The sequence below is a fragment of the Sphingomonas chungangi genome (assembly GCF_013778325.1).
Taxonomy (GTDB): Bacteria; Pseudomonadota; Alphaproteobacteria; order Sphingomonadales; family Sphingomonadaceae; genus Solisphingomonas; species Solisphingomonas chungangi.
The window spans coordinates 534,926-560,936 of record NZ_JACEIB010000001.1; the positions used below are offsets into that span (position 1 = coordinate 534,926).

Below are 26,011 nucleotides of genomic sequence, written 5' to 3' on the forward strand. Positions count from 1 at the left end.
TCCTCAGGCCGCTTTCGCGGCGCCTTCCACCCAGGGCGTGTCGGCATGCGCCTTCACCTCGTGCGCGGCGATGGCGTCGTCGAGCTCCATGGTGATGCCGATCTCGTCGAGGCCCTTCAGCAGGCAATCTTTACGGAACGCATCGATCTCGAAGCGGAAGCGATCCTGATAGGGCGTCGTCACCGTCTGCGATTCGAGGTCGATGGTGATCGGATGCTCCTGCGCCACCTCGAGCAGGCGATCGACCTGCTCCTGCGGCAGCACCACCGTCAGGATGCCGTTCTTGAAGGCATTGCCAGAATGGATGTCCGAGAAACTCGGCGCGATCACCGCGCGGATGCCGAGATCGGCCATCGCCCATGCCGCATGCTCGCGCGAGGAACCGCAGCCGTAATTCTCGCCCGCGATCAGGATTGGGGCGCCTTGCCAGCGCTCGTCGTCGAACACGTTGCCGGGCTCGGCGCGTATCGTCTCGAAGGCGCCCCTGCCGAGTCCTTCGCGCGTGACCGTCTTGAGCCAGTGGGCGGGGATGATGATGTCGGTGTCGATGTTGGCGCGGCCGAGCGGATAGGCCTTGCCCTCGATGGTGCCGATGGCGCGCATCAGGCGATCTCCCTCGCGGCGATATCTCTTACGTCGGTGAGCCTGCCGGTGACGGCGGCAGCGGCCGCCATCGCGGGCGAGAGCAGATGGGTGCGCGCGCCCGGCCCCTGGCGGCCGACGAAGTTGCGGTTGGACGTGGAGGCGCAGCGCTCGCCGGCCGGCACCTTGTCAGGGTTCATCGCAAGACACATCGAGCAGCCGGGCTCGCGCCACTCGAAGCCCGCCTCGATGAAGATGCGATCGAGGCCTTCCGCCTCCGCCTGCTTCTTGACGAGGCCCGAGCCGGGGACGACCAGCGCCTGCTTCACGTTACCGGCGACGTGGCGGCCCTTGGCGACGGCGGCGGCGGCGCGCAGGTCCTCGATGCGGCTGTTGGTGCAGCTGCCGATGAAGATGCGGTCGACGCTCACGTCCTGCATCCGCTGGCCCGGGGTGAGGCCCATGTACGCGAGGCTCTTCTCGGCCGCCGCGCGGCGCGACGGATCGGCGAAGCTCGACGGATCGGGGACGGTGCCGGTGATCGGCACGCTGTCGTCCGGACTGGTGCCCCAGGTGACGAGCGGCACGATCGTGGACGCATCGATGGTGACGACCTTGTCGTAGAGCGCGCCCGCATCGGTGGCGAGGCTGCGCCAGTAGGAGACGGCCTTGTCCCAGTCGGCACCCTTCGGCGCGCGGGGCCTATCCCTCAGATAGGAGAAAGTCGCCTCGTCCGGCGCAACCAGACCGGCGCGTGCGCCCGCCTCGATCGACATGTTGCACACGGTCAGCCGCCCCTCGATCGACATCTCACGGAAGACCGAGCCGGTATATTCGGCGACGTAGCCCGCGCCGCCGCCCGCGCCGAGCGCGGCGACGATGGCGAGCGCCACGTCCTTAGGGGTCACGCCCGGGCCGAGCGGGCCATCGACGCGCACCTCCAGCGACTTGGAACGCTTGAGCAGCAGGGTCTGGGTGGCGAGCACATGCTCGACCTCGGACGTGCCGATGCCGAAGGCCAGCGCACCCAGCGCGCCATGGCTGGCGGTGTGGCTGTCGCCGCACACCACCGTGGTGCCCGGCAGCGTGAAGCCCTGCTCCGGCCCGACGACGTGGACGATGCCCTGCTCGGGCGCCAGATCCTCGATATATTCGACGCCGAACTCCGCCGTGTTCTTCACCAGTGCGGCGAGCTGCTGCGCGGACTCCGGATCTTCCACGGGAAGGCGATTGCCCGCCGCATCGACGCGCGCGGTCGTCTGGATATTGTGATCCGCCACCGCGAGCGTGAGATCTGCCCGGCGCACCTTGCGGCCGTTCGCGCGGAGGCCGTCGAAGGCCTGCGGCGACGTCACCTCGTGAACGAGGTGACGGTCGATATAGAGGAGCGCGGTACCGTCGTCGCGCTGCTGGACGACGTGCGCGTCCCAGATCTTCTCGTACAGGGTGCGGGGGGAGGTCGTGGTTGCCATAATGGCCGAGCCTCTAGCGCGCGCCGCATGGCTTGTCGCCTTTTATGTCCTTTGGGCACCGAAAGCGGGAATATTCGTGCGTCGGTTTCCTTGGGGGTCCGACGGCGCTATGGGCTGACGTATACGTAAAGGAGATGGGCATGACCGAAGGTGTGGAGCTGATCGAAACCAAGGGCGTGATCGAGATCCACATCGATCGCCCGGACAAGAAGAACGCCCTCACCGCCGCCATGTACCGCGCGATGACCGCCGCGCTGGCCGAAGCGTCGACCCGTGCCGATGTCGATGCCGTGCTCATCGCCGGCAAGGGCGATGCGTTCTGTGCCGGCAACGACCTCAAGGATTTCCTCTCCGGCCCGGAGGGCGGGCAGGCGGCGTTCGATTTCATCCGTGCGATCGCCCGGTTCGACAAGCCGATCGTGGCGGCGGTGCAGGGGCTGGCGGTGGGCGTCGGCACAACGATGCTGTTTCACTGCGACCTGGTCTATGCAGCGCCGGACGCGCGCTTCGTGATGCCGTTCGTCAATCTGGGCATCGTGCCGGAGGCGGGGTCCAGCCTGCTGGCACCGGCGATCATGGGCTATGCCAAGGCGGCGCAGATGCTGCTGCTCGGCGATCCGCTCGACGCCGAGGGCGCCGACAAGGCGGGCCTCGTCAGCGCGATCGTCCCGGCCGACAGGCTGCTCGATCACGCCCGCGCCAAGGCTGCGGCGCTGGCCGCCAAGCCCCCGCAGGCGCTCGCCTATACACGCAAGCTGATGAAGGGTGACCTCACCGCGCTCGAGGCACGGATCGAGGAGGAGGCGCGGCTGTTCCAGGAAAGCATGCAGTCGGCTGAAGCGCGCGAGGCGTTCACCGCCTTCTTCGAGAAGCGGGCGCCGGTGTTCCGGAAAGCGTAATTTCATTTCACGATTGCGGCGATAATCTCGCTTTTAATTGCGCAACGCGGAGGCTATGGCGGCGCCTCATTCAAGAGGTTCCGCCATGCCTGTCTATCGTTCCCGCACCACCACCCACGGCCGCAACATGGCCGGCGCGCGAGGCCTGTGGCGCGCGACGGGGATGAAGGACGGCGATTTCGGAAAGCCGATCATCGCGGTGGTGAACAGCTTCACCCAGTTCGTGCCGGGTCACGTCCACCTCAAGGATCTCGGCCAGCTGGTGGCGCGCGAGATCGAGGCGGCGGGCGGGGTCGCCAAGGAATTCAACACCATCGCGGTGGATGACGGCATCGCCATGGGCCATGGCGGCATGCTCTATTCGCTGCCCAGCCGCGAGCTGATCGCCGACAGCGTTGAATATATGGTCAACGCACATTGCGCCGACGCGATGGTGTGCATCTCCAACTGCGACAAGATCACGCCCGGCATGCTGATGGCGGCGCTGCGGCTCAACGTGCCGGCCGTGTTCGTCTCGGGCGGACCGATGGAGGCTGGCAAGGTCGTGCTGAAGGGCAAGACGGTCGCGCTCGATCTGGTCGACGCGATGGTCGCCGCCGCAGACGAGGCTTACACCGATGAGGAAGTGAAGACGATCGAGCGTTCGGCCTGCCCGACCTGCGGATCGTGCTCGGGCATGTTCACGGCCAACTCGATGAACTGCCTCACCGAGGCGCTGGGCCTCTCGCTGCCGGGCAACGGATCGACGCTCGCTACCCACGCCGATCGCGAGAAGCTGTTCCGCGAGGCGGGGCACCTGATCGTCGATCTCGCCAAGCGCTGGTATGAGCAGGACGACGCCACCGCCACGCCGCGCGGCATCGCCACCTTCGCGGCGTTCGAGAATGCGATGAGCCTCGACATCGCGATGGGCGGATCGACCAACACCGTGCTCCACTTGCTTGCCGCGGCGCAGGAGGCGGGGGTGGATTTCACCATGGGCGATATCGATCGGCTTTCGCGTCGCGTGCCGTGCCTGAGCAAGGTCGCGCCGGCCAAGAGCGACGTGCACATGGAGGACGTCCACCGGGCCGGCGGCATCATGGCGATCCTCGGCGAGCTGGAGAAGGGTGGCCTGATCGACGCCTCGCAGCCGACCGTTCACGCCGAGACGCTCGGCCACGCGCTCGATCGCTGGGATATCGGCCGGACCGACAGCGAGGATGTCCGCAACTTCTATCGTGCCGCGCCCGGCGGCGTGCCGACGCAGGTGGCGTTCAGCCAGTCGGCGCGGTGGGAGGAACTGGATATCGATCGTGCCGGCGGCGTGATCCGCGATGTCGAGCATGCCTTCTCGAAGGACGGCGGTCTCGCGGTCCTATTCGGCAATCTCGCGCCCGAGGGATGCATCGTGAAGACGGCGGGGGTGGACGATTCGATTCTCACCTTCCGGGGCACCGCGCGCGTTTACGAGAGCCAGGACGCCTCGGTGGCCGGCATCCTCGGGGGCGAGGTGAAGGATGGCGACGTGGTGGTTATCCGCTACGAAGGGCCGAAGGGCGGGCCGGGTATGCAGGAGATGCTCTACCCGACCAGCTATCTGAAATCGAAAGGGTTGGGGAAGGCGTGCGCGCTGATCACCGACGGACGCTTCTCGGGTGGCACGTCGGGCCTGTCGATCGGCCACGTCTCGCCGGAAGCGGCCGAGGGCGGGCTGATCGCTTTGGTCGAGACGGGCGATCCGATCCTGATCGACATTCCGAACCGGTTGATCCGCCTCGATCTGGACGATGCGACGATCGCCGAGCGCCATGCAAAGATGGAGGCGAAGGGCGTCAAGGCGTGGAAGCCGCTCGGCCGCAAGCGTGAGGTATCGCCGGCGCTGAGGGCCTATGCGGCGATGACGACCAACGCGGCCAGGGGCGCGGTGAGGGACGTGAGCCAGGTCGAGCGGGGATAACCGTACTACCGAATAGAAACCGTTCGCACTGAGCCTGTCTAAGTGCGTGCTGCAAGCGCAACGCTTGCCCCACGTCCTTCGACTTCGCTCAGGACGAACGGAGTTCTGCTTTGCGTGGCGATTACGCCAGCCCCAGATCCTTCGGGCCGAAGGCATGCGGCAGCAGCGCCGACAACATATGCCGCTCGATCTTGCGTCCGTCCGCCGACGCGCAGAACACCGGCAGGTCCCGCCCCCCCATCTCGGCCGCCTCGTTCATCACCTGCCGGCAGCGCCCGCACGGGCCGACCACATCGGCGCCGGTCGGCAGACCGTCCGGCCCCATCGCCCCGCCGATCACCGCGACCGCGACGATGTCCGCCAACCGCCCCTGCGCATTGGCGATCGCCAGTGCCACCGTCTCGGCGCAGAGCGACAGGCCGTAGCTGGCATTCTCGAAATTGGTGCCGGTGACGATCGTGCCATCGTTCAACAGCAGCGCCGCGCCCACCGCGAACTTCGAATAGGGCGCGTGGGCGTGCCGAGCCGCCTCGCGCGCCGCCTCGACCAGCACGCTCGCGCCGGCATCTTCGAACGACACCTCAGCCACGGATGTGAAGGACGCAGATCAGCGTGAACAACCGCCGGGCGGTGTCGAAATCGAGCTCGATCTTGCCGTCCAGCCGCTCCCGCAGCAGCTCGGCCGCCTCGTTGTGGAGGCCGCGCCGGGCCATGTCGATCGTCTCGATCTGCTGCGGCGAGTGCTGGCGGACCGCCTGGTAATAACTGTCGCAGATCGCGAAATAGTCTTTGATCGACCGGCGGAAGCGCATCATGCCGAGGCCGATCGTCTCGATATGGCTGTCGTCGGCGCGGTTGATATCGATCGCCAGCCGCCCTTCTTCCACGCGCAGGCCGACCTTGTAGGGGCCTTCATAACCATCCGACGCCGGGCGCAGCGGCCTGAAGTGGTTTTCGTGCAGCAGGTCGAACAGCGCGACCTTGCGCTCCTGCTCGATATCGGCGTTGCGCTTGAGCACGGTGCGCTCGTCGAGCGAGACGTCGATGATGCGCGGATCGGACATAGAGACCCGCACCTATCGGGTCGAAAGCCGCTTGGCGAGCCTCGTCTTTTCCACAGGTCGCTCCACCAAAGTTTATGCGTACCCGTCTTGAGCCGGAGTCCACAAAGGTGGACAATGGCACCCATGGCCGAACCGATCCGCATCATGCCCGCCGTCCCGACGGCGGACGCCCCCGCGCTCCCCCAGAATATCGAGGCGGAGGCCGCGCTGCTGGGCGCGATGATGATCGACAATCGCTTGTGCGAGGACGTTCAGATCAAGCTGCGCGAGGAACATTTCTTCGAGCCGCTACACGGCCGGATCTACGCGCAGATCCTGCGGCTGGTCGATCGCAACATGATTGCCAACCCCGTCACGCTCCGCCCGCTGTTCGAGGGCGATGAGGCGATGAGGGAGCTGGGCGGCCCGGCCTATCTGGCGCAGTTGACCGGCTCCGGCGCGGCGCTGATTGGCGCGCGGGACTTCGCGACGCAGATCTACGATCTCGCGCTGCTGCGGGCGCTCGTCGGCGTCGGGCGCGGCATGGTCGAGAGTGCGATGGACACCTCCGACGAGGTCGATCCCAAGACGCAGATCGAGCAGGCCGAGGTCGCGCTCTACAAGGTGGCGGAGGAGGGCGGCGAGCAGGGATCGACCAAGTCCTTCCTGCAGGCGGCCACGGAGGCCGTGAAGAACGCCGAGCGCGCGCTGAACTCCGGCGGTCATGTCTCCGGCATCACCACCGGCCTCGACAGCCTCAACGCCAAGATGGGCGGCTTGCATCGTTCCGACCTCATCATTCTCGCCGGGCGCCCCGGCATGGGCAAGACCTCGCTCGCCACCAACATCGCCTTCAACGCCGCGCAGCGGATGATGCGCGAGAAGGAGGACGGCATCCCCGAGAACAAGCGGCTCGGCGCCGGCTGCGCCTTCTTCAGCCTCGAAATGTCGGCGGACCAGCTGGCGACGCGTATCCTTGCGGAAAGCTCGGGGATCAGCGGCGAATCGCTGCGCATGGGCAAGATCAGCCAGAACGATTTCCGCAATCTCGCCCGCGCCGCCGCCGAGCTTGAGCAATTGCCGCTCTATATCGACGACACGCCGGGCCTGACGATCGCGGCTTTGCGAACGCGTGCCCGCCGGCTCAAGCGCCAGCGCGGCATCGACCTGATCATCGTCGACTATCTCCAGCTGCTTTCCGGCGGTGGCAGGGGCGGCGAGGCCAACCGCGTGCAGGAAATCTCGGAGATTTCGCGAGGTCTCAAGCAGCTCGCGAAGGAGTTGAGCGTGCCGGTGATCGCGCTCTCGCAGCTATCGCGTCAGGTGGAAGCCCGCGAGAACAAGCGGCCGATCCTGTCCGATCTTCGCGAATCGGGATCGATCGAGCAGGACGCCGATCTCGTGCTGTTCGTGTTTCGCGAGGAATATTACATCAATTTCCAGAAGCCGACGGAGCCGGGGCCCGACACCAGCGAAATGGACCCAGTGAACATCGCCTACCAGGAATGGCAGCGCCTGATGGCCAAGGCGTTCGGCATCGCCGAGGTGGTGGTCGCCAAGTCCCGTCATGGCTCGACGGGTACGGTGCCTTTGAAGTTCGACGCCAAGATTACGCGCTTCTCGGATCTCGCGGATTCGAGCTATGCGGTGCCGGATTACGAATAAACCGGATGGGTCAGGCGACCTTGTCGACCACCTGGGCGGCGATGCCGCCGATGCCGCCATGCGCGTAGATGCTGGCGGCGGTCTTGGCGGCGGTGCGCGCTTCCTTGGCGACGCTGATGCCGCCGTCGAGAAGGTGCCGCAGGCCGTGGACGATGTCCGTCACCGCGCCGCCCGAGGAGGATGTGCTGGTAGAGCTGGTGCCCGAGGTGGCGCTGCTGGTCGACGTGGAAGACGTCGCCGTGGAGGCGATCGCGTCCATGTGCAATTTGGCGAAGAGCTTCTGCAGCTCTTCCGATGCGCTGCTCGTCACGGACTGCGTCGAGAAAGCAGCATGGCTGCTGGTGCCGGTCAGGCTCGAGAGAATGCTTCCGATGCTCATGGCGGTTTTTCTACGCCAGAGCCCTAAAGATTCCGTTGATGTTGCCGTTACCCTTCGCCGGCGTTCAGAAACTCGGCTGATCCGCGTCGTCGGCCGGAGTGTGGATGCCGCATTCCACCTTGTCCCAGCCGCGCCAGCGGCCGGCGCGAGGATCCTCTCCCGGCTGCACGACGCTGGTGCAGGGCGAGCAGCCGATCGACAGGTAGCCCTGCGCCTCCAGCGGGTGGTGCGGCAGCTTGTGAGCGTCGAAATAGGCGTTGAGATCGTCCTTCGACCAGCCGGCCAACGGGTTGAGCTTCAGCTTCGCGCCGCCCGGGTGCTTGGTGTCGAGCTCGAACAGCGGGATCGCCACGCGGGTCGAGGCCTGGAAGCCCTTGCGGCCCGAAATCCACGCATCGAAGGGCGCCAGCGCGCGCTGCAGCGGCTCGATCTTGCGGATCTCGCAGCAACCGTCCGGGTCGTAGGACCAGCGCAGGCCGGTCGCGTCCTTGGCGGCGAGGATTCGCGGATCGGGGCGATAGACGCGCAGATCGGTGAAGCCCAGCCGCTCGGAAAGCTCGTCCCGATAGGCCAAAGTCTCGCCGAACATCTTCTGCGTATTGGTAAAGATCACCGGCACTTCGCGATCGATCTCGGCGATCATGTGCAGCAGCACGGCGGATTCGGCGCCGAAGGAGGAGACAGCGGCGATGCGACCGGCGAGCTCGCCGGTCAGCAGCTCGCGCAGCATGTCCTGCGTCGGCACGCCCGCGAAGCGCGCGTTGAGCGCGTCCACATCGGCCTGCGTAAAGAGCGGGGTGGTGTCGATCATGTCGACTTTACGAACGGGTGCACTAGCCATGGCGAAGTTTCCATGCCGGCGCCCTCCCGTCGGCGGCTTTCTGATAGACGTTGGAATAACGGCCCAGCGCGCGCTCCACCGCGGCCGGGTCGAGCGGCTTGTCGGGCGCGAAGGCATCGAAGCCGCAGCGGCGCATAGGCAGGATCTGATCGACCAGCACGTCGCCCGCCGCGCGCAATTCGCCCGTATAGCCGGCCTCGCGCAGGATGCGGCCGGCGCTGTAGCCCCGCCCGTCGCGGAAGGCGGGGAACGCCACCTCGATCAGCGCGAGGCGGTCGAGGAAGGGCAGCAGCTTGCGCGCATCCTCGTCCGACTCCAGCCGCACGGCGGTGGCGTTGGACTGATCGAGGAAAGCGTCGAGCGTGACCGCCGGCTCCTCGTGCGCGGCATCGTCGCGGTAACGGAGGCCCTCAACCATAGATCGCCTCCTTGAAGGTCTCGAAGCCGACGCGGCGATAGGTGTCGAGGAAGCGCTCGCCCGGCTCGCGCGTGGCGACGTAGCGGTCCAGCGTACGCTCGATCGCGTCGACGATACCGTCCTCGTCGAAACCGGGGCCGGTGATGCGGCCGAGGCTGGCATCTTCCGCGCCCGATCCGCCGAGCAGCAGCTGGTAGTTCTCGGTGCCCTTCCGGTCGACGCCGAGGATGCCGATGTGGCCGGCGTGATGGTGGCCGCAGGCATTGATGCAGCCGCTGATCTTGAGTTTGAGCTCGCCCAGATCGGCCTCGCGGTCGGCGAAGCGCTGCGAGATCTTCTGCGCGACCGGGATCGAACGGGCGTTGGCGAGGCTGCAGTAATCGAGGCCGGGGCAGGCGATCATGTCGCTGATCAGGTCGAGGTTGGCGGTCGCGAGACCCGCCGCATCCAGCTTCTGCCAGAGCGTGTAGAGATCGGCCTTGCGGACATGCGGCAGGACGATGTTCTGCGAGTGCGTGACGCGCAGCTCGTCGAAGCTGTAGGTCTCGGCGAGATCGGCCATCAGGTCGATCTGGTCGGCCGAGGCATCGCCGGGGATGCCGCCGATCGGCTTCAGGCTGATCGTCGCGATCGCGTAGCCCGGCGCCTTGTGCGCGAACACGTTCTGGTCGACCCACAGCTTGAAATCGGGATCGGAGAGGTCGAGCTCGTCCGACAGGCCCTGTTCCCACGCGGGCTGGGCGAAGAAGGCGTTGATCCGTTCGAACTCCTCGGCCGGCGGATCGATGCCCAGTGTCTTGACGTGGAGGAACTCCTCCTCGACCTGGCGGCGATATTCGTCGGCGCCGATTTCATGGACGAGGATCTTGATCCGCGCCTTGTAGATGTTGTCGCGCCGGCCGTAGCGATTGTAGACGCGCAGGCAGGCCTCGAGATAGCTGAGGTAATCCGCCGCCGGCAGGAAGTCGCGGATCAGCGGGGCGACCATCGGGGTGCGGCCCATGCCGCCGCCGACATACACCTTGAATCCGGTCTCGCCTGCCTCGTTCTGCGTCAGCTGCAGGCCGATATCGTGCAGCCGCATCGCCGCGCGATCCTCGTCGGACGCGATGATCGCCACCTTGAACTTGCGCGGCAGGTAGGTGAACTCCGGGTGGAAGGTGCTCCACTGGCGCAGCAGCTCGGCCCAGGGGCGCGGGTCCGCCACCTCGTCCGCCGCGGCGCCGGCGTACTGGTCCGACGTGGTGTTGCGGATGCAGTTGCCACTGGTCTGGATGGCATGCATCTCGACCGTCGCGAGATCGGCGAGGATGTCGCCCGCATCCTTCAGCTCGATCCAGTTGTACTGGATGTTCTGGCGCGTGGTGAAGTGGCCGTAGCCCTTGTCATACTTGCGCGCGATATGGGCGAGCATGTGCATCTGGCGTGAGTCCAGCGTGCCGTAGGGCACCGCGACGCGCAGCATGTAGGCGTGGAGCTGGAGGTAGAGGCCGTTCATCAGCCGGAGCGGCTTGAACTGGTCCTCGGTCAGCTCGCCGGCCATGCGGCGCGCGACCTGATCGCGGAACTCCTCGACGCGGGCATCGACGATCGACTGGTCGTAGGTGTCGTACTTGTACATGTCAGATCACCCAGCTTCCGGCGGCAGTGTCGGCCGGCGCGATGTTGAGGTCGGCGCGGACCGTCGGGCCGCGTGCGCGGATGCGGTCCTTGATGTGGGCGGGGCGGGGGCCTTGCGGGGTCGCCTCCGCGTCGATCACATAGGCGGCGTTGACGCGGCGGGCGGCATCCTCGCGCGCGATCAGCGCGGCGCCATGGTCGCCGACGTCGACGGCTTCCTCGACATGGCGGCTCCAGCCTTCGCCGTCCCACCAGACCACATCGCCGGTCGCGAGGTCGTTCCCCGTAGCGATCTTCACGCCAAACTCTCCGCCTGTTTCGCGAGCGTCCGCAGCCGGTTCTCGGCATCGGACAACAGCACCACCTCGCCCGCGACGATGATCGCCGGGCTCTCGACATTCTCGCGCGCCACCATGTCGCCGAGGTCCGCCAGCAGCGTGCGGATCGCGCGATGGCCCGGCAGCGTCGCCTTCTCGATCACCGCGACAGGCAGGCCCGGATCGACGCCATCGGCCATCAGCTTGTCGGCGATCGCGCCGGCATTGGCGACGCCCATGTAGATGACGAGCGTGCGGCTCTTGCCGGCGAGGCCGGACCAATCCTGCTCGGAGAGGCCCTTGCACTGGCCTGCGACGAAGCTGACCGCGCTCGACCAGTCGCGATGGGTGAGCGGCAGCATCGCCTCGGCCGCGCCGCCCAGCGCCGCCGACACGCCGGGAATCACCTCGACGGGCAGGCCGGCCGCGCGCACCGCCTCGACCTCCTCGCCGCCGCGCCCGAACACGAACGGATCGCCGCCCTTGAGACGCACGACGATAGATCCGGCGCGGACATGCGCGATGATCAGCGCGTTGATCGCCTCCTGCGGCAGCGTGTGCCGCGCGCGCTGCTTGGCGACCGAGATGCGATGGGCATGGGGTGGGGCATGATCCAGCACGGCCGGATCGATCAGCCCGTCGTGCACTACCACGTCGGCGGAGCGCAGCGCCTCGACCGCCTTGAGCGTCAGCAGGCCGGGATCGCCGGGGCCGGCGCCGACCAGGATGACGCGCCCGCGCGCGGAGGGATCGAGCAAGCTTGCCATGATGGCAGCGGAGATGGGCGCACCCGTCCCGCATCGCAACCGAACCTATCTTGGGGCGGGGCTAGAAGAGCTTGGGGCGAGCGGCGGAATGCTCCATTGGCCGCCGGCTTCCAGCACGCGAAAGCGGTCGGGCGCGATCTGCGCCCTGGCCAGCGATTGCGCGAGCAGGGTGGGCGGCAGGTCGATCGGCTCGTCGGTCAGCTCGAACGTCCCCCAATGAACGCCGAGCGCGGTGCCGGCGTGGAGCTGATCGAACGCCGTGACCGCCTCGGTCGGACCGATGTGATTGCCGGTGACCTTGCCGTCCGCATGGATCGCGCCGATCGGCAGGATCGCGAAGCGCACCGGTCCGTGCCGTGCCGCCTCCGTTCCCCAGCGCATGTCCCCCGGCCCGGTATCCCCGGCATAATAGAGGTTGCCGCCGGGCAGGGTGATAGTGAAGCCGGTCCACAGCGTCTTGTTCTTGTCGTCGGTGGAACGCGCGCTCCAGTGATGGGCGCGATCGAACAGTACGTCGATGCCGGGGCGGACATGCACCACGCCGCCCCAGTCGCGTGCCTGCGACGCGATGCCCCAGCTCGCCAGGCGGATGTCGTTGCCGAGACCCGTCACGATCAGCGGATGATCGCGCGCCCACAGATGGCGGAGCAGATGCTCGTCCATATGATCGTAATGATCGTGGCTGAGCAGCACGAGATCGATATGCGGCAGATCGGCATAGCGCACGCCCGGTGCGCGGACGCGAAGCGGGCCGATTCCCTTCACGGGTGAATCCCGATCCGCCCATACCGGATCTGTCAGGACGTTGAGGCTCTGCGTCTGGATCAGCACGGTCGAATGGCCGATCCAGGTGACGAGCATCGTTTCGCCCCCCACCGTGCGCGGCGGGATGCTCGGCGTGATCGGCACGGACGCCGGCCAGGCCCGGTGCCGCTCGATCACCTTGCCTTCGAGCAATTGGGTCAGCGACTTGTTCTCGTCGCCGCCGGTGCCCTGCTCGCCGTCCGGATTGAAGAAGCGGCGGCCGTCGAAATGGTCGCTCCTGGGGCCGTGATAGAAGCTCGGCTTCGCGCAGGTCGCGAGCAGCAGGAGCGCGACCGCGGAAAGATGGATCAGGCGTCGCGTAGGCCGATCCCGATCGAGGCGCGTGCCTGCTCCGCCTCGCCCGAGACGACCGGATAGGCGCAGAGATCGGCGGCATAATAGGCGCCCGGCCGATGGTTGCCGCTCAGGCCCAGCCCGGTCAGCGGGGCGTTGGCGGGCACGCCGTTGGTCGGGCGGTTCCAGTTGACCATGCCGGCGCGGATGTTCGCCCAGAAACGCTCGTACAGCGCCGGCTTGTCGGAGATCAGCGCCGCCGACAGGCCATAGCGGGTGGCGTTGGCCTCCGCGATCGCCGCATCGAAATCGGGCACGCGGATCACCTGCAAGATCGGGCCGAACAGCTCTTCGTCGGCGCGTTTGTCGACCGTCGTGACATCGATCACGCCGGGGGTGAGGAACGGGCGGCCGGGGATCGGGCGCTGCAGGTGGGTGATGGCGCGCCCACCCTTCAGGATCAGGTCCAGCCACTGCTCCTGCAACTGTTCGGCCGCCTCGTTGTCGATGACGGGACCCATGAAAGGGGCGGGGCTCGAATGCGGCTCGGCGATGACCAGCCGCCCGATCAACCGGGCGATCTCGTCGAGCAGCGCCTCATGCTCGCCGTCCCGCACGATCAGGCGGCGCGCCGCCGTGCAGCGCTGGCCGGCCGACATGAAGGCGGACTGGATCACGATGATCGCGGCGGCATGGATCGTCGGCGAGTCCCACACCACGATCGGGTTGTTGCCGCCCATGGCGAGCGACAGCAGCTTTGTCGGCGTCTCGGCAAATTGTCGGTGTAGCGCCAGCCCGACGCGAGACGAGCCGGTGAACAGCAGCCCGTCGATGCCGGGATGCTTCGCCAGCGCCTTGCCCGTCTCCGCGCCGCCCACGATCACGCGCAGCACGCCCTGCGGCACCCCGCCGCCGTGGAAGCATTCGGCGAGCATCCGCGCGGTCGCGGGCGTCTTCTCGGAGGGCTTGAGCACCACCGCATTGCCGGCGATCAGCGCGGGCACGATCAGGTCGTTGGCGATCTGTGCCGGAAAATCGTGCGGCGTGATCACGCCCAGTACGCCGTGCGGCTTGTGGCGCAGCGCGGTGCGGCTGCTCATCTGGCCTTCGAGCTTGCGCGAGGCGGTGCGCTCCGAATAGCCGTTCACCGCGATATCGACGCGGGCGTTCACCGCCTCGATCTCGGCGCGGGCCTCCCAGAGCGGCTTGCCCGTCTCGCGCGCGATCAGGTCGGCGAAGGCGTCGGCGCGGGTACGGATGGTGTTGACGACGCGGCGCAGCGTCTCGATACGGACGGTGAGCGGACGCGCCGCCCATTCCGCCCAAGAGGTGCGCGCAGCCGCGACCTCCTCGTCGACGTCGCCTTCGGGTCCCTCCCAGATCACCGCGCCGGTGGCCGGTTCCGTCGAAATCAACATGATCGCCCGTACATGGCTTGCCGCTGGTGTCACCAACAAGGTTTGCGGGGCGCGGTCAAGCCAAGGCTGCGCCCATCCGCCTGATCGAGGCCACTTTCGTGGTAAACAAAGACCAGTCGTCGGCCTCCGCGATCGGCGCCCAGATCGCCTCGACCTCCTCGATATGCATCGAGCAGGGCTCGGCGTCGGACCAATAGGGATGATCGAGTGCGGTCGCCTGCTCGTAGGATCGGACCGCCTCGGCAAATGCCTGGAAGGCAGCATTGTCATACGCGGCCTGCGACGCGCGCAACCGACCTCCGCGCCAGTCGAAGAAGACGCGGTCGATCGTGACGGTGCCCTGTTGGAGCACACGGACCAGCGCGTCGGCCAGCGCGATATCCTCGCCCTCTCCGCGCGGCTTCACGCCGAGACGTTTCAGCAGCCCGGATACCAGCGCTTCCTCGTAAATGGCGGGGAAGCGATCGAGCGCCACGGCCAGCGGATCGACCCCGGTGATCCGGGACAGGGCGATGGCGAGCTGCGCCACGTCCCAGTGGATCGCCTGTGCCTGCCGGCCGAAGGCGTAGAGGCCCTGTTGGTCGAAATAGGCAGCGGTGAAAGCGTTGTCCCACATCGGCGTGAAGCGCCATGGCCCGTAATCGAAGCTCTCGCCCGTGACGTTGATGTTGTCGCTGTTGAGCACGCCGTGGACGAAGCCCGCGACCATATAGGAGGCGGCCAGCTTCGCCGTGCGTTCGACGACGCGGCCGAAGAGCTGGAGCGCCGGGTTCGCGGCGGGTTCCTCGCCGTACAATTCGGTCAACGCATAGCGAGCCAGCGCCTCAAGCCCGGCATCGTCCTGCAGCGTGGCGAGGCGCTGGAAGCTGCCGATGCGGATGTGGCCGTGCGAGAGGCGCACCAGCACCGAGGAGCGGGTTGGAGAGGGCTCGTCGCCGCGATGAAGGCTCTCGCCCGTCTCGATCAGCGAGAAGCTGCGCGAGGTGTCGGCGCCCAGCGCTTCCAGCATCTCGGTCGCCAGCACCTCGCGCACGCCGCCCTTGAGCGTCAGGCGGCCGTCGCCGAAGCGGCTCCACGGTGTCTGGCCCGATCCCTTGGTGCCGAGGTCCATCAGCCGGCCGCGCGTATCTCGCAGCTGCGCGTAGGTGAAGCCGCGCCCGTCGCCGATATCCGGATTGTACACGCGGAACTGATGGCCGTGATAGCGTAGCGCCAGCGGCTCGGGGAGCGATCTGTCGAAGGGACGGAAACGGCCGAAGCGCTCGCTCCATTCCGCGTCGGTCAACCCCTCCAGCCCTACCTCGGTCGCAGCGCGATCGTTGCGGAAGCGGATGACCGTCTGCGGGAAGTCGGCGGGCGTCACGCGATCGTAGAAGCCGTCGCCGAGAGTGAGGATGCGCGCTTGCGGGGAGAAGTCCATGCCGCGATATGGGGCGCGCTACCGCCGGGAGACAAGCTAAGGTGTCGATACAGCGCTACGAAGACGGCTGGTGGCTGACCACCGACGGCCTGAAGCTGCATTATCGCGACTATACGGGCGGTGCCGATGGCCGCCCGCCGATCCTCTGTATCCCCGGCCTCACCCGCAACGCGCGCGATTTCGAGGGCGTGGCCGAGCGGCTGTCACCCGAATGGCGGGTGATCTGCGTCGATCTGCGCGGGCGTGGCGAGAGCCCGCAATCGCCCGACTCGGCGAGCTATTCGCCGCCCGCTTATGTGTTGGACATCGGTGCACTCTATGTCGCGCTGGGCCTTTCCAGGACGGTGCTGCTCGGCACCTCGCTCGGTGGGCTGATCGCGATGGCGATGGCGCTGACAACGCCCGAGCGGCTGGCCGGCGTGCTGCTCAACGATATCGGCCCGGTGATTGCGGCAGATGGGCTGGCGCGCATCAAGGGCTATGTCGGCAAGAGCGCGAGCTGGCCGACCTGGCTCCACGCCGCGCGCGGGATCGCCGAGGCGGAGCGGGACGTCTTCCCCCGCTACCAGATCGAGGACTGGCTGCGGGTCGCGAAGCGCCGTTGCCGGCTGACCTCGGCGGGGCGTGTCGTGTTCGACTACGACATGCGCATCGGCGAGCCGATCCGCGAGGCGCCCGAGGATGCGCCCGCGCCCGATCTCTGGCCGGCCTTCTCGGCGCTGCGCGGCCGCCCGATCGCGCTGCTCCGAGGGAGCCGCAGCGACCTGCTCAGTCAGGCGGCGGCCGATGAAATGGCGCACCGCCTGACCAGCCTGGAACTGACCATCGTGCCGGAGGTCGGCCACGCGCCGTCACTTGAGGAACCGGAAGCGGTTGGCGCGATCGATCGGCTGCTGGCGCGGGTGAGGGGCAACTGAGCCTCGTCACGCCTGCTCGATTATTTCGCATGGAGAAATATGCCGTCCACATGCGGCGATTGGTCAGCTTTACGTGATCACTGCATTCATCCCCGAGGCACTCCTCCGTTCCTCGATCGGATCGAGACACGATATGAAGCGACTGATCCTCCCGCTCCTGCCGGCCACCGCGGGCATTGTCCGTCCTGCGCAGTTGAACGTCGCTCCCGCGCAGCGCGTCATCGGCGTACCCGTCCCGCCGACCGTCCACTATCGCATGACGACGATCGACGGCGTGAATATGTCCTATCGCGAGGCCGGGCCGGCGGACGCGCTGGATCACCGGCCATTTCGCTCTGGAAGAACAGTTCGACGTAATGGAGCCCTAGATCCACGACTTCCTCGACCGGAAACAGGGGCGGCATTGATCGGCACGCGCGAAAAGGAGAATGACGATGACCCGCCCGCCCTGCCGCCCTTCACGCATGAATCGGCCATGGAGAAGGTGCGCCTTGCCGAAGACGGCTGGAACAGCCGCGATCCCGCCGGGGTCGCTATGGCTTACAGCCCCGACAGCCGCTGGCGGAATCGGGTGGAGTTCTTCACCGGCCGCGATCAGATCGAAGCCTTCCTGACCCGCAAGTGGAACCGGGAAATCGACTACCGGCTGATCAAGGAACTGTGGGCGTTCGCCGGCAATCGCATCGCGGTGCGCTACGCCTACGAATATCACGACGACAGCGGCCAGTGGTTCCGCGCCTACGGCAACGAGAATTGGGAGTTTGACGACGGCGGGCTGATGCGCGTGCGCCACAGCAGCATCAACGAGCATCCGATCCGGCAGGAGGATCGCCGGTTCCACTGGCCGCTCGGTCGGCGTCCGGACGATCATCCGGGGCTGAGTCATTTCGGCTTCTGAATCTCCGGATTCGTATCGAGGAGGATCAGGTGATCTCTCGATGCCTATCCTGCGATGTCGGCGCGGACGTTCTTCATCGATCGGCCGGTAAACATGATCGACGAGGGCATCGACGTCGCCGTGCGCATCGGCCATCAGCCCGATTCCGGTCTCACCGCGATCAAGATCGGTTCGGTGCGGCGGGTGATGTGCGGCGCGCCGTTCCATTTCGCGAAGCATGACGTGCCGACTACGCCGGCGGAGCTCAAGGACCACCGTATCGCCGGCTCGACCGGAGCCTGGGCGTCGTCCGATTGGCGCTTTGGGCAGGATCAGCGCGTGACGATCCATCCCGCGCTCCAGGCCAACACCAACGAGGCCGTGATCGAAGCCGCGATCGCTGGCCGGGGCCTGACGAGGGTGCTGCATTATCAGATCGGTCTGGCGCTGCCGTCAGGCGCTCCCCAGATCGCGCTGGGCGATTATGAGGAGGAGGCGCTGCCGATCCCCATGCTCCATCCGGAAGGAAGCCGCGCGCCTGCCAATGTCCGGGCCTTCGATCTCGCCGTCGCGCGCCTGCGCGGCAACCGGCTGTTAAATTGACCGGGAAAGGTTGACCCTCAAGATCGCTTCGTGTGCCAACAGCTTGATCGGCGTTGATCGCGTCCTTCCATCTGGGTCGCGACGCCATATTGCGGGCTGATTGCTACGCGCTCCGCTCCGGAAAATCTGATCTGGCCGGCTGGACCGGAACTCACGAGAGGGTATGCGGATCGACCGAAGCCGATCGGAATTTCTGCTCGGCGGTCGCGCCTAGGGCCGGCAGCATCAGCGAGAACGGCGCATGCCGTGCTGAACCTTGTGAGATCAAGAGGCTGCCTGCGCATAGGGCGTTCGGGCCAACGCTGCGGGGATTGACCGGATGGCTTTTTCGTAGCGATTGGCCGACTGCCACTGCTATCAGTAATCGAACATCGTATAGGGGACCAGCAGCGTGACGAACGACTCCACGGCAACGACCGCGACCTGGTCTCCCAGACGACGAAATGACAAGATGGCGGAGCGCCTTGCCCGTCATATTGTGAATGACATCATGTCGCGTAGCCTGCCCCCCGGTGCGATGCTTCCGGCGGAATCGGAGATGCTTGCACAATATGACGTGAGCCGTGGCACTCTGCGCGAAGCGTTGCGCCTTCTGGAAGCCCAGGGACTGATCGAAGTGAAGCCCGGCCCGAAAGGGGGGCCGATGATAGCCGAAATGGAGCCGGCCGATTTTGCGAATATGCTTAAGTTTCACCTGTGCGTCCGCAACACGACCTATCGCGAAATCCTTGAAGCCCGATTGGCAATCGAACCGATGATGGCGCGGCTGGCCGCGGAGGCCCAGGATCCGGTCGGGATCGAGAATTTGCGCGCGGTGATCAAGGCGTGTGAAGATTCCGATTTGGACAACGAACAGGAGTGGTTCACGACATCGGATCAGTTTCACCATGCAGTCGCCAGCATGTCCGGCAACACGCTGCTCAATCTGCTCGGCGCCTCTTTGAAGCTCCTCTATCGCGACTGGGCGACGAGGACGATCACGCCGCGGAAAATGCGGGCGAACGTTCTGAAAGTGCATCGCGAGATTGCGGACGCAATATTCCGGGGCGACGGAGCGGAGGCGGGCCGGCTCATGAGCGAGCACATGTCCTATTTTGGCAAACGGACCGGCGATGTGAACGTCGACACCCTGGACATGCAGATCAACTGGAACTGATCCGTAGACGCGAACCCACCGCCGGCAATTCCTTGCAATCATCATCATATATATATAGTCGGACGGGCGGCACGAACATCCGCGTGCCGTCTTGCTTGAGGGGTTCATGTCCGATCGACCGCAGTCTGCAAAAGGTGCGCCCACCCAGTTGAAGGTGCTGGACGTTTCCACCCACTGGTCGGGGTCGATGGCAAGCCGGCATCTCGCGCATCTGGGTGCGGATGTGGTGAAACTGGAAAATCCGAAGATAGGCGACGGCAACCGCGCGCTGGCGCCGTTGATCGCGAACGAAGGCATGTCGCACCTCGTTCTCAATGCGGGGAAGCGCAGCGTCGCGATCGATCGCCGATCCGATCAATGGGATGATGTGCTGCGGCGCGCGGTGGAATGGGCCGATATCTTCATCGTGGGGTCGCAGCCCGGCATCGCGAAGAGACGGTCGCTCGACTTCGAGGCGATCGCTGCACTGAATCCCCGTATCGTTTACTGCAACATATCGGGATATGGCGAGCTTGGGCCGTGGGCGGATTATCCTCTCCACGGATTGAACGGCGACGCCGCCGCCGGCCTGGTCGATGTCGCGATCGCCGATGGCTTGCCCCAGGCTGCCGAGACCTACCGATCCGTCGGCACCAGCCTTGCCGGCCTCCATGCCGCACTGGGCATTCTCGAGGCGGTGCGCCGGAGGGACCAGGGCGGCGGTGCGCAGCGCGTATCCGCTTCCGTTTGGGAATCCTCGATGTTCTGGCAGTGGCGGGACGTGACGACGCGCCTGAACGACGGCGTCTCGGCGCCCGCTTATGCCGATCTCGGCTCGCGCTATGCGATGTACCAGACGGCGGACGATCGGGTCATCCTCGTCTGTCCGATCGAACGGAAATTCTGGGAGCCCTTCTGCGATCTGCTGGACCTGCCGACGGACTGGAAGGTGGCGGGCGACTGGAGCGCGAGCGGCATGGACTGGGGCAAGGGCCGCATCGACGAACGGCGGCTCATCGCCGAACGCATGCGCAGCAAGCCGATGTCGGAATGGATCGCCGCGTTCGACGGCGCCGGTATTCCCTTCTCGCCGCTCTACGCGGTGGAGGAGGCGGCGCGAACGCCGCAGGCCGGGATGCTGTCGGTGATGGCACGGATGCGTCTGGGCGATCGCACGATCAGCGTGCCCAACGTTCCGATCCATATCGGCGATCTGGCCGGGCAGGATCCACGGGGCCGGGACGAGATCGGGGCAGCTCCACGGCTGGGAGAGCACACTGCCGAGTTTCTTCGCGAAATTGGATTGCCGGGCTGAACAAGCGACGGGCGAAACATCAGGAGCGCAGAACGAGATGGCCGAGTTTGCGAAGGACGATCCGGCGTGGGCCGACGACGCCTGTTTCGACGGTGCCTACACCGCGAAGCGTTGTTCGGTGAGCGGGATCGATCTCTATTATACGGACTGGAATCCGGGCGCCGCCAACGTTGCGATCCTGCTCCACGGCTTCAACGTCCAATCGCACACGTGGGATCCGGTCGCATCCGCGTTGTCGCGCACGATGCGGGTCATCTGCCCCGATCTCAGAGGTCACGGGCGGAGCGGCTGGAGTCGCGATGGCTATTGGAGCGCGCAGTTCGCCACCGATTGCGCCGGCATTCTCCAGGCGGAGGGCATTCGGGAGTGCCATATCGTGGGTCACTCGCTGGGCGTCCGGGTCGCGATCGCGCTGGCCGGGCTCCGGCCTGATCTGGCGCGCAGCTTACTGCTCTCGGACGGCGGCCCGGAGCTCGCGAACGGCGGGGTCGCGCAGAGCGTCAGGCTGGCAAGGGAACGTGCCGAGCGGACGGGCTTCAATGACCCCGGCGAGGCCCTTGCGCTCTACGAGGACATGCACCCCGAATGGCGGCCGATATTCCGGGCCCTGCATGTCCGCCATCAGCTCCGGCCAAATTGGGTGGGCAAGCTGGTCGAGCGTGCGGACCCGGAGCTCGCCTGGATCACACGGTCGGCGGGCCGTCGCGACAATGCGATGCTCTGGGCGCTGAGCGGGCAGATCAAGGCGCCCGTGAAGCTGCTATGGTCGAAACCGGCGGGCTTCCTCAACGACGAGCTGATCGCCAAATATCGGGCATATATGCCGTCGCTCGAAGACGTGCCGTTGGAGTGCGGCCATTACATTCCGCGGGAATGGCCCGAGGAATTCTGCAACCAGGCGATGCGCTTCTGGGCCAGGCAACCCGATCCGACCTGACGCCGGATCCATTCCTAGCCGGCCCGGTAATCGCGCCGGACGAAGGTCGCGCCGACAAAGGCGGACGCCGAGCCGAGCAGGCAGCCGAGCAGCGCCACGGCTAGCGAATAGCGGATCGCCTGTGAACCGTAGCCTGCGCTCAGGCGGTCATTGAGGACGCCCACGAGGAACGGTCCGACCGCCCCGCCAACGGCTTGGACGAGGGTCAGCGTCGAGGCTGCGAGCGCGCGCGCGCGGCTGTCGACGAGTCCCACCACCAGCGTCACCGTCGGCGGTGCCCAAAAGCCCTGGAAGAACATGAAGAAGCCCAAGAACAGGACGGAACCGGAAGCGGTGCCCCAGAAGAGGCTCGCCATGCCGAACGGAAAGGCCGCGAGGAGGCCCAGCGCGGAGACCCAGCTCAGCCACCGGACATCGCGCGCGCTGAGCCAGTCGGTCACGAAGCCCGAACTGATGTTGCCGCACAGCAGCCCGGCCATGATCGCCACGCCCATTTTCAGCCCCACCTCGGCATGGGACATCTGGTGGACGCGGATCAGGAAGGTCGGCATCCAGCCGAGCACCGAGAATACGCCGATGGAGGCGAGTACCGTCAACGCGAGCAGGGCACGATAGCTCGGCAACGCCCACAAGGCCTTGAACGTCCGCAGCAGCCCGTGACCCGCCTCACGGGCCACGCCGCCGGTGCGCAGAGGCTCGCGGATGGTCAGGAGGATCAGCAGCGAGATGAGCAGGCCGGGCAGGCTCACGACCAGAAACACCTGGCGCCAGCCAAGCGCTCGCGTCAGGATGCCGCCGAGGAAGACGCCGAAGGCGAGCCCGGCCGCGTTGCCGGCGCTGATCAGTCCGTAGACTCGCGTGCGGCGGCGAGGCGAGATGATATCCGCCACGATAGAGGAGGATGCCGGCGCGCTCCCGGACTCGCCGACCGACACGAGCGCGCGCGCGACAGCCAATTGGGCGAACGACTGCACGAAGCCGCAGAGCGCGGTCGCCAGGCTCCAAAAGGCGATGCAGGCGCCGATCATGTTGCGCCGGTTGCCGTTGTCGGAAAGCCGGGCAAGAGGGATGCCCGCCAAGGCGTAGAAACCGGAAAAGAAGATTCCGGTCAGGATGCCCATCTGGGTGTCGCTGATCCGCAGATCCTTCTCGATCGGCACGACGAGGATGGCGAGGACCTGCCGGTCGACGTAGCTGATGAACGCGACCAGCATCAGCATCAGCACGGTGTAGCGGACCCGCCACGGGCTGGATTCCGGCATTGCTGCGGCCGGAGATGTAACGGGCTCGTGCTCCAACGCGTTTTCCTTCGGCATCATTCGCATCCCGCCACGCTTCCGAAGCGTTTTCGCGCCAATTCGGCCGCCGGCAACGCCATCCCGAGTTCGGCGCCCAGGGCGAGCGCCGCCTGAAGATCCTTGTCGGCATAGGCGGCGGTGCGCGCATCGCGCCCGGCGTCTCCGTCGGTCAACCCCGTGCCCTTTTCAACCAGAGCCATATGAGGGCGCACCCATCGATCACTGGCCGTCACCACCTGGACGAACTTGTCGAGCGGCACTCCGGCGGCGAGCGCGAGCCGGGTGCCTTCCCAGGCGACCATCCAGTCGGTGTAGATGATCAGATTGCGTGCGAGCTTCGCCCGCATCCCGTTGCCGAGGCCGCCGCAATGGACCACGGGGTCCGAAAAGCCCGCGATCACGTCGCGCACGCGCTCGAAAGCCTCGTCCGAGCCGCCGACCATGGATGTGATCGACGCTTCGCGAAGTGCCTGCCGTCCCCCGCTGACACCGCAATCGACCAGGGCGGTCCCCTTCGCCGCCGCCGCGTCGGCCGCCCAGAGGATCGTTTCCACCGAAACCGTGCTCAGGATCGCGATCGCCTTGGGCGGGTTCGCACTGGTCAGCACGCCTCCCGGCCCGGTCAGCACGTCACGCGTCTGGCCATCGTTCATCACCGCGATCAGGGCGACGTCCACGCCGTCCGCAGCCTGCGCGGGTGACGGCCGGCCCTGCACCACGCCTTCCACCGCTCGCAGCGCTTCCCCGTTCACGTCGAACCCCGCCAGGGCGAAGCCCCCATGGCGTCCAAGCGCGCCCGCAACGCCGGAACCGATTTCGCCCAGACCGATGATCGCTACGCTTTTCATTCCGATCGCCCCAAGGATGACCGCCTGCGGACCAGCACCGTACGGCGGGCCGACGCGATCGTTTCTCCGCGCTGATTGATGCCTTCGTGAAAGAATTCAATCTCGCCCACGCTCTCGTCTTGAGGGCGGGGGCGGGCGGCGTTCACCGTCGTTCTCGAATAGAGCGTGTCCTGGGCGAAGGTCGGCTTCGGAAAGTCGATCTCGTCCAATCCCAGCACGTCGAGCAGCGTGCCGTGGGTCAGGGCGGCGCTGGACTGGCCGATCACGATGCTCAGCGTGTACATGCTGTTGAACAGCGGCTTTCCATAGAGGCCATTGCGCTCCGCGAAATCGATATTGCTGTGCAACGGCTGCGTGTTCAGCGTCATGCACGAATACCAGATATTGTCGAATTGGGTGACGGAGCGCCCGCCGTCATGGTCGTAACGCCTGCCGACCTCGAAATCCTCGAACATCAAGCCCGGCATCGTCTGTCCTCCCGATATGCTCTAGCGGTTCGCGGCATCGTTCAGGCCTTCACCGACTTGTAGGCGCGGGTCACCATCATGCCCCGCCGGGTGCATCGCGCCACGATCTCGTCGCGCTGGTTGAGGCCATCGTGCAGGAAATCGACGATGCCGCGATCCGGTTTGGTCGAGCTGGCCCGCTTGCCGAGGATCGTCGTGACGCCGCGCAGCGTGTCGCCGGGGAACACGGGATGGGGAAAGGACACGCCTCCCATGCTGAGATTGCCCAGCGTCGTGCCGAGCGTCAATTCGGTGACCTGCACTCCCATGATCAGCGACAATACGTAGAGCGGGTGTATCTGCACACGGCCGTGAGGGGAATTCTTCGCCGCCCAGGCCTCGCTCAGATAGCGCGGTTCGGTATCCATGCACATGCAGGCATATTGGATCGAATCCGCGAGCGTCACCGTCCGCTCGGCCTCGTGCGGATAGACCGCGCCCTCCTCGAAATCCTCGAAATACAGCCCTGCCATATCGCAATCTCCGTTGCCCGTGGCCTAATAGGACTTGGGGAGCCCCAGCACCCGCTCTGCAATGTGCGAAAGGATAAGTGGGCCCGTGATCGGCGTGATCCGCAGGACCTGGACCTCGCGCAAATAGCGCTCGACGTGATATTCCTGGGCGTAACCCATGCCGCCATGGGTGAGGATCGCCTGCTCGCACGCCTCGAAACCGGCTTCCGCAGCCAGCCATTTGGCAGCGTTGGCCTCGATGCCCGCGGGCTTGCCCGAATCGTAGAGCGATGCGGCCTTGTAGGCCATCAGATTGGCCGCCTCGAGCTTGCACCAGTTGGCGGCGAGCGGGTGTTGCACCGCCTGGTTCATGCCGATCGGCCGATTGAAGACGATTCGCTCCTGGGCATAGGCGGAAGCCCGGCGCAGGGCGGCGCGACCCATTCCCACGCATTCGACCGCGACCAGCAGCCGCTCTGGATTGAGGCTGTCGAAGAGATGATAGAGACCCTTGCCCTCCTCGCCGATCAGGTCTTCCTTGGGAACGGGCATGCCGTCAAAAAAGACCGAGTTTGAATCGACCGCATGGCGGCCCATCTTCGCGATGGGCCGGATCTCCGCGAAGTCACGGTTCAGGTCGGTGTAGAACAGGCTCAGCCCGTCGATGGGGCGCTTGCACTGCTCGATCGGGGTGGTGCGGACGAGCAGCATCACCTTGTTCGCGATCTGCGCCGTCGACATCCAGATCTTCTGGCCGGAAACGATATATTTGCCGCGCTGCGGGTCCCATTCCGCGCGCACCTTGTTGTGCGTGGTGTCCACCCCCGCATCGGGCTCGGTCACGCCGAAGGCCGACCGGTCCTCGAGCGTCATCAGCCGGGGAATCCAGCGCTGCCGCTGTTCGGGCGTACCGTATTTGAGGATCGAGCCGGGCACGAAGACGTTGACGTGGATGGAGGTGCAGCCGGCGAGGCAGGCGCCCGATTCCGCGATGGTCTGCATCATGATCGCCGCTTCGGTCATGCCAAGGCCGGAGCCGCCATATTCCTCGGGCACCACGATGCCCAGGAATCCCGCATCGGCGAAGGCGCGCGCGAAATCGTGTGGGAATTCGTGCTTGTTATCCTTCTCGAGCCAATATTCGTCAGGAAACCGATCGCAGATGCGCTGCACCGCGTCGCGCACGGCGAGTTGCGATTCATTGAATTCGAAATCCATGGACGTTCCTCAAAGACGGATGTTTGA

The 26,011-nt window shown here is 66.1% G+C and carries 27 protein-coding genes; 9 read left to right on the top strand and 18 right to left on the bottom strand.

Annotated features, from left to right (window positions below; translation table 11 throughout):
- Window positions 1-3: 3 nt before the first annotated feature.
- On the bottom strand, window positions 4-603 hold the full coding sequence (gene leuD, locus HZF05_RS02715) for a 3-isopropylmalate dehydratase small subunit (protein WP_160365066.1): 600 nt from the start codon (window positions 601-603) through the stop codon (window positions 4-6).
- Window positions 603-2,054 (bottom strand): 3-isopropylmalate dehydratase large subunit, encoded by a 1,452-nt coding sequence (gene leuC / locus HZF05_RS02720; protein WP_160365067.1) that lies wholly within the window; start codon window positions 2,052-2,054, stop codon window positions 603-605. Before leuC ends, leuD begins: the two co-directional genes overlap by 1 nt.
- Before the next feature lie 140 nt (window positions 2,055-2,194).
- Here leuC and HZF05_RS02725 point away from each other — a divergent pair, with 140 nt between their 5' ends.
- Window positions 2,195-2,953, top strand: a complete 759-nt coding sequence (locus HZF05_RS02725) for an enoyl-CoA hydratase (protein WP_160365068.1) — start codon at window positions 2,195-2,197, stop codon at window positions 2,951-2,953.
- A gap of 85 nt (window positions 2,954-3,038) precedes the next feature.
- Window positions 3,039-4,892: a dihydroxy-acid dehydratase gene (gene ilvD / locus HZF05_RS02730; protein WP_160365069.1), complete on the top strand. Its 1,854-nt coding sequence runs from the start codon at window positions 3,039-3,041 to the stop codon at window positions 4,890-4,892.
- Between the two features lie 121 nt (window positions 4,893-5,013).
- Here ilvD and HZF05_RS02735 read toward each other — a convergent pair whose 3' ends face one another.
- Entirely contained in the window at window positions 5,014-5,481 is a 468-nt protein-coding gene (locus HZF05_RS02735) for a cytidine deaminase (RefSeq protein ID WP_343046816.1), read from the bottom strand.
- Window positions 5,474-5,956, bottom strand: a complete 483-nt coding sequence (locus tag HZF05_RS02740) for a UPF0262 family protein (protein ID WP_160365070.1) — start codon at window positions 5,954-5,956, stop codon at window positions 5,474-5,476. Before HZF05_RS02740 ends, HZF05_RS02735 begins: the two co-directional genes overlap by 8 nt.
- A gap of 123 nt (window positions 5,957-6,079) precedes the next feature.
- Here HZF05_RS02740 and HZF05_RS02745 point away from each other — a divergent pair, with 123 nt between their 5' ends.
- The gene (locus tag HZF05_RS02745) at window positions 6,080-7,600 is read left to right on the top strand and encodes a replicative DNA helicase (RefSeq protein WP_160365071.1); all 1,521 of its coding nucleotides are present in this window, start codon (window positions 6,080-6,082) and stop codon (window positions 7,598-7,600) included.
- Window positions 7,601-7,610: 10 nt separating this feature from the next.
- Here the strand turns inward: HZF05_RS02745 and HZF05_RS02750 are convergent, their stop codons facing one another.
- The 9 genes from HZF05_RS02750 to HZF05_RS02790 all read right to left on the bottom strand — a co-directional run bounded on the left by HZF05_RS02750 (window position 7,611) and on the right by HZF05_RS02790 (window position 15,878).
- Window positions 7,611-7,979 (bottom strand): hypothetical protein, encoded by a 369-nt coding sequence (locus tag HZF05_RS02750; RefSeq protein ID WP_160365072.1) that lies wholly within the window; start codon window positions 7,977-7,979, stop codon window positions 7,611-7,613.
- A gap of 64 nt (window positions 7,980-8,043) precedes the next feature.
- On the bottom strand, window positions 8,044-8,820 hold the full coding sequence (locus HZF05_RS02755; RefSeq protein ID WP_160365073.1) for a phosphoadenylyl-sulfate reductase: 777 nt from the start codon (window positions 8,818-8,820) through the stop codon (window positions 8,044-8,046).
- Window positions 8,813-9,238: a DUF934 domain-containing protein gene (locus HZF05_RS02760; protein WP_110155752.1), complete on the bottom strand. Its 426-nt coding sequence runs from the start codon at window positions 9,236-9,238 to the stop codon at window positions 8,813-8,815. The genes HZF05_RS02755 and HZF05_RS02760 overlap by 8 nt, the downstream gene beginning before the upstream one ends.
- Window positions 9,231-10,859 (bottom strand): nitrite/sulfite reductase, encoded by a 1,629-nt coding sequence (locus HZF05_RS02765; RefSeq protein ID WP_160365074.1) that lies wholly within the window; start codon window positions 10,857-10,859, stop codon window positions 9,231-9,233. The genes HZF05_RS02760 and HZF05_RS02765 overlap by 8 nt, the downstream gene beginning before the upstream one ends.
- Before the next feature lies 1 nt (window position 10,860).
- Window positions 10,861-11,157, bottom strand: a complete 297-nt coding sequence (locus HZF05_RS02770; protein ID WP_160365075.1) for a DUF2849 domain-containing protein — start codon at window positions 11,155-11,157, stop codon at window positions 10,861-10,863.
- Window positions 11,154-11,942, bottom strand: coding sequence for a uroporphyrinogen-III C-methyltransferase (gene cobA / locus HZF05_RS02775; protein WP_160365076.1), 789 nt, complete (start codon window positions 11,940-11,942; stop codon window positions 11,154-11,156). The genes HZF05_RS02770 and cobA overlap by 4 nt, the downstream gene beginning before the upstream one ends.
- A 45-nt stretch (window positions 11,943-11,987) precedes the next feature.
- A complete protein-coding gene (locus tag HZF05_RS02780; RefSeq protein ID WP_246331464.1) occupies window positions 11,988-12,899 on the bottom strand; it encodes an MBL fold metallo-hydrolase in 912 nt (303 codons plus the stop codon).
- Between the two features lie 155 nt (window positions 12,900-13,054).
- Window positions 13,055-14,458 (bottom strand): succinylglutamate-semialdehyde dehydrogenase, encoded by a 1,404-nt coding sequence (locus HZF05_RS02785; RefSeq protein WP_160365077.1) that lies wholly within the window; start codon window positions 14,456-14,458, stop codon window positions 13,055-13,057.
- 55 nt (window positions 14,459-14,513) lie between these two features.
- Window positions 14,514-15,878 carry a protein adenylyltransferase SelO family protein gene (locus HZF05_RS02790; protein ID WP_160365078.1) on the bottom strand — a complete coding sequence of 455 codons (1,365 nt, stop codon included), beginning with the start codon at window positions 15,876-15,878 and terminating at the stop codon, window positions 14,514-14,516.
- Between the two features lie 47 nt (window positions 15,879-15,925).
- Between HZF05_RS02790 and HZF05_RS02795 the strand changes: the two genes are divergently transcribed.
- The 6 genes from HZF05_RS02795 (at window position 15,926) to HZF05_RS02820 (ending at window position 21,662) form a co-directional block, all read left to right on the top strand.
- The gene (locus HZF05_RS02795) at window positions 15,926-16,795 is read left to right on the top strand and encodes an alpha/beta fold hydrolase (protein WP_160365254.1); all 870 of its coding nucleotides are present in this window, start codon (window positions 15,926-15,928) and stop codon (window positions 16,793-16,795) included.
- Between the two features lie 475 nt (window positions 16,796-17,270).
- Window positions 17,271-17,693 carry a nuclear transport factor 2 family protein gene (locus HZF05_RS02800; protein WP_246331514.1) on the top strand — a complete coding sequence of 141 codons (423 nt, stop codon included), beginning with the start codon at window positions 17,271-17,273 and terminating at the stop codon, window positions 17,691-17,693.
- Window positions 17,694-17,747: 54 nt separating this feature from the next.
- Complete coding sequence (locus HZF05_RS02805; RefSeq protein ID WP_160365079.1) at window positions 17,748-18,275, top strand: LysR substrate-binding domain-containing protein; 528 nt, start codon at window positions 17,748-17,750, stop codon at window positions 18,273-18,275.
- A 391-nt stretch (window positions 18,276-18,666) separates the two neighbouring features.
- Window positions 18,667-19,431, top strand: coding sequence for an FCD domain-containing protein (locus HZF05_RS02810; protein WP_160365080.1), 765 nt, complete (start codon window positions 18,667-18,669; stop codon window positions 19,429-19,431).
- 106 nt (window positions 19,432-19,537) lie between these two features.
- Window positions 19,538-20,725: a CaiB/BaiF CoA transferase family protein gene (locus tag HZF05_RS02815; protein WP_160365081.1), complete on the top strand. Its 1,188-nt coding sequence runs from the start codon at window positions 19,538-19,540 to the stop codon at window positions 20,723-20,725.
- A gap of 37 nt (window positions 20,726-20,762) precedes the next feature.
- On the top strand, window positions 20,763-21,662 hold the full coding sequence (locus HZF05_RS02820; protein ID WP_160365082.1) for an alpha/beta fold hydrolase: 900 nt from the start codon (window positions 20,763-20,765) through the stop codon (window positions 21,660-21,662).
- A 14-nt stretch (window positions 21,663-21,676) separates the two neighbouring features.
- On the opposite strand, the gene HZF05_RS02825 is transcribed toward HZF05_RS02820, so the two are convergent.
- Genes HZF05_RS02825 through HZF05_RS02845 form a run of 5 tightly spaced genes read right to left on the bottom strand, consistent with a single transcriptional unit; the run spans window position 21,677 to window position 25,984 of the window.
- Entirely contained in the window at window positions 21,677-22,978 is a 1,302-nt protein-coding gene (locus HZF05_RS02825) for a spinster family MFS transporter (RefSeq protein WP_160365083.1), read from the bottom strand.
- The gene (locus tag HZF05_RS02830) at window positions 22,978-23,808 is read right to left on the bottom strand and encodes an NAD(P)-dependent oxidoreductase (protein ID WP_160365084.1); all 831 of its coding nucleotides are present in this window, start codon (window positions 23,806-23,808) and stop codon (window positions 22,978-22,980) included. Before HZF05_RS02830 ends, HZF05_RS02825 begins: the two co-directional genes overlap by 1 nt.
- Window positions 23,805-24,275 (bottom strand): MaoC family dehydratase, encoded by a 471-nt coding sequence (locus tag HZF05_RS02835; RefSeq protein WP_160365085.1) that lies wholly within the window; start codon window positions 24,273-24,275, stop codon window positions 23,805-23,807. The genes HZF05_RS02830 and HZF05_RS02835 overlap by 4 nt, the downstream gene beginning before the upstream one ends.
- Window positions 24,276-24,316: 41 nt before the next feature.
- Window positions 24,317-24,787 carry a MaoC family dehydratase gene (locus HZF05_RS02840; protein ID WP_160365086.1) on the bottom strand — a complete coding sequence of 157 codons (471 nt, stop codon included), beginning with the start codon at window positions 24,785-24,787 and terminating at the stop codon, window positions 24,317-24,319.
- A 24-nt stretch (window positions 24,788-24,811) separates the two neighbouring features.
- On the bottom strand, window positions 24,812-25,984 hold the full coding sequence (locus tag HZF05_RS02845; RefSeq protein WP_160365087.1) for an acyl-CoA dehydrogenase family protein: 1,173 nt from the start codon (window positions 25,982-25,984) through the stop codon (window positions 24,812-24,814).
- Window positions 25,985-26,011 lie beyond the last annotated feature (27 nt).

Excerpts from the sequence above, each read along its gene's own strand:
- leuD (WP_160365066.1), bottom strand. The coding sequence starts at position 603 with ATGCGCGCCATCGGCACCATCGAGGGCAAGGCCTATCCGCTCGGCCGC.
- leuC (WP_160365067.1), bottom strand. The coding sequence starts at position 2,054 with ATGGCAACCACGACCTCCCCCCGCACCCTGTACGAGAAGATCTGGGAC.
- HZF05_RS02725 (WP_160365068.1), top strand. The coding sequence starts at position 2,195 with ATGACCGAAGGTGTGGAGCTGATCGAAACCAAGGGCGTGATCGAGATC.
- ilvD (WP_160365069.1), top strand. The coding sequence starts at position 3,039 with ATGCCTGTCTATCGTTCCCGCACCACCACCCACGGCCGCAACATGGCC.
- HZF05_RS02740 (WP_160365070.1), bottom strand. The coding sequence starts at position 5,956 with ATGTCCGATCCGCGCATCATCGACGTCTCGCTCGACGAGCGCACCGTG.
- HZF05_RS02745 (WP_160365071.1), top strand. The coding sequence starts at position 6,080 with ATGGCCGAACCGATCCGCATCATGCCCGCCGTCCCGACGGCGGACGCC.
- HZF05_RS02750 (WP_160365072.1), bottom strand. The coding sequence starts at position 7,979 with ATGAGCATCGGAAGCATTCTCTCGAGCCTGACCGGCACCAGCAGCCAT.
- HZF05_RS02755 (WP_160365073.1), bottom strand. The coding sequence starts at position 8,820 with ATGGCTAGTGCACCCGTTCGTAAAGTCGACATGATCGACACCACCCCG.
- HZF05_RS02760 (WP_110155752.1), bottom strand. The coding sequence starts at position 9,238 with ATGGTTGAGGGCCTCCGTTACCGCGACGATGCCGCGCACGAGGAGCCG.
- HZF05_RS02765 (WP_160365074.1), bottom strand. The coding sequence starts at position 10,859 with ATGTACAAGTACGACACCTACGACCAGTCGATCGTCGATGCCCGCGTC.
- cobA (WP_160365076.1), bottom strand. The coding sequence starts at position 11,942 with ATGGCAAGCTTGCTCGATCCCTCCGCGCGCGGGCGCGTCATCCTGGTC.
- HZF05_RS02785 (WP_160365077.1), bottom strand. The coding sequence starts at position 14,458 with ATGTTGATTTCGACGGAACCGGCCACCGGCGCGGTGATCTGGGAGGGA.
- HZF05_RS02790 (WP_160365078.1), bottom strand. The coding sequence starts at position 15,878 with ATGGACTTCTCCCCGCAAGCGCGCATCCTCACTCTCGGCGACGGCTTC.
- HZF05_RS02800 (WP_246331514.1), top strand. The coding sequence starts at position 17,271 with ATGGAGAAGGTGCGCCTTGCCGAAGACGGCTGGAACAGCCGCGATCCC.
- HZF05_RS02805 (WP_160365079.1), top strand. The coding sequence starts at position 17,748 with ATGTCGGCGCGGACGTTCTTCATCGATCGGCCGGTAAACATGATCGAC.
- HZF05_RS02815 (WP_160365081.1), top strand. The coding sequence starts at position 19,538 with ATGTCCGATCGACCGCAGTCTGCAAAAGGTGCGCCCACCCAGTTGAAG.
- HZF05_RS02820 (WP_160365082.1), top strand. The coding sequence starts at position 20,763 with ATGGCCGAGTTTGCGAAGGACGATCCGGCGTGGGCCGACGACGCCTGT.
- HZF05_RS02825 (WP_160365083.1), bottom strand. The coding sequence starts at position 22,978 with ATGCCGAAGGAAAACGCGTTGGAGCACGAGCCCGTTACATCTCCGGCC.
- HZF05_RS02830 (WP_160365084.1), bottom strand. The coding sequence starts at position 23,808 with ATGAAAAGCGTAGCGATCATCGGTCTGGGCGAAATCGGTTCCGGCGTT.
- HZF05_RS02835 (WP_160365085.1), bottom strand. The coding sequence starts at position 24,275 with ATGCCGGGCTTGATGTTCGAGGATTTCGAGGTCGGCAGGCGTTACGAC.
- HZF05_RS02840 (WP_160365086.1), bottom strand. The coding sequence starts at position 24,787 with ATGGCAGGGCTGTATTTCGAGGATTTCGAGGAGGGCGCGGTCTATCCG.
- HZF05_RS02845 (WP_160365087.1), bottom strand. The coding sequence starts at position 25,984 with ATGGATTTCGAATTCAATGAATCGCAACTCGCCGTGCGCGACGCGGTG.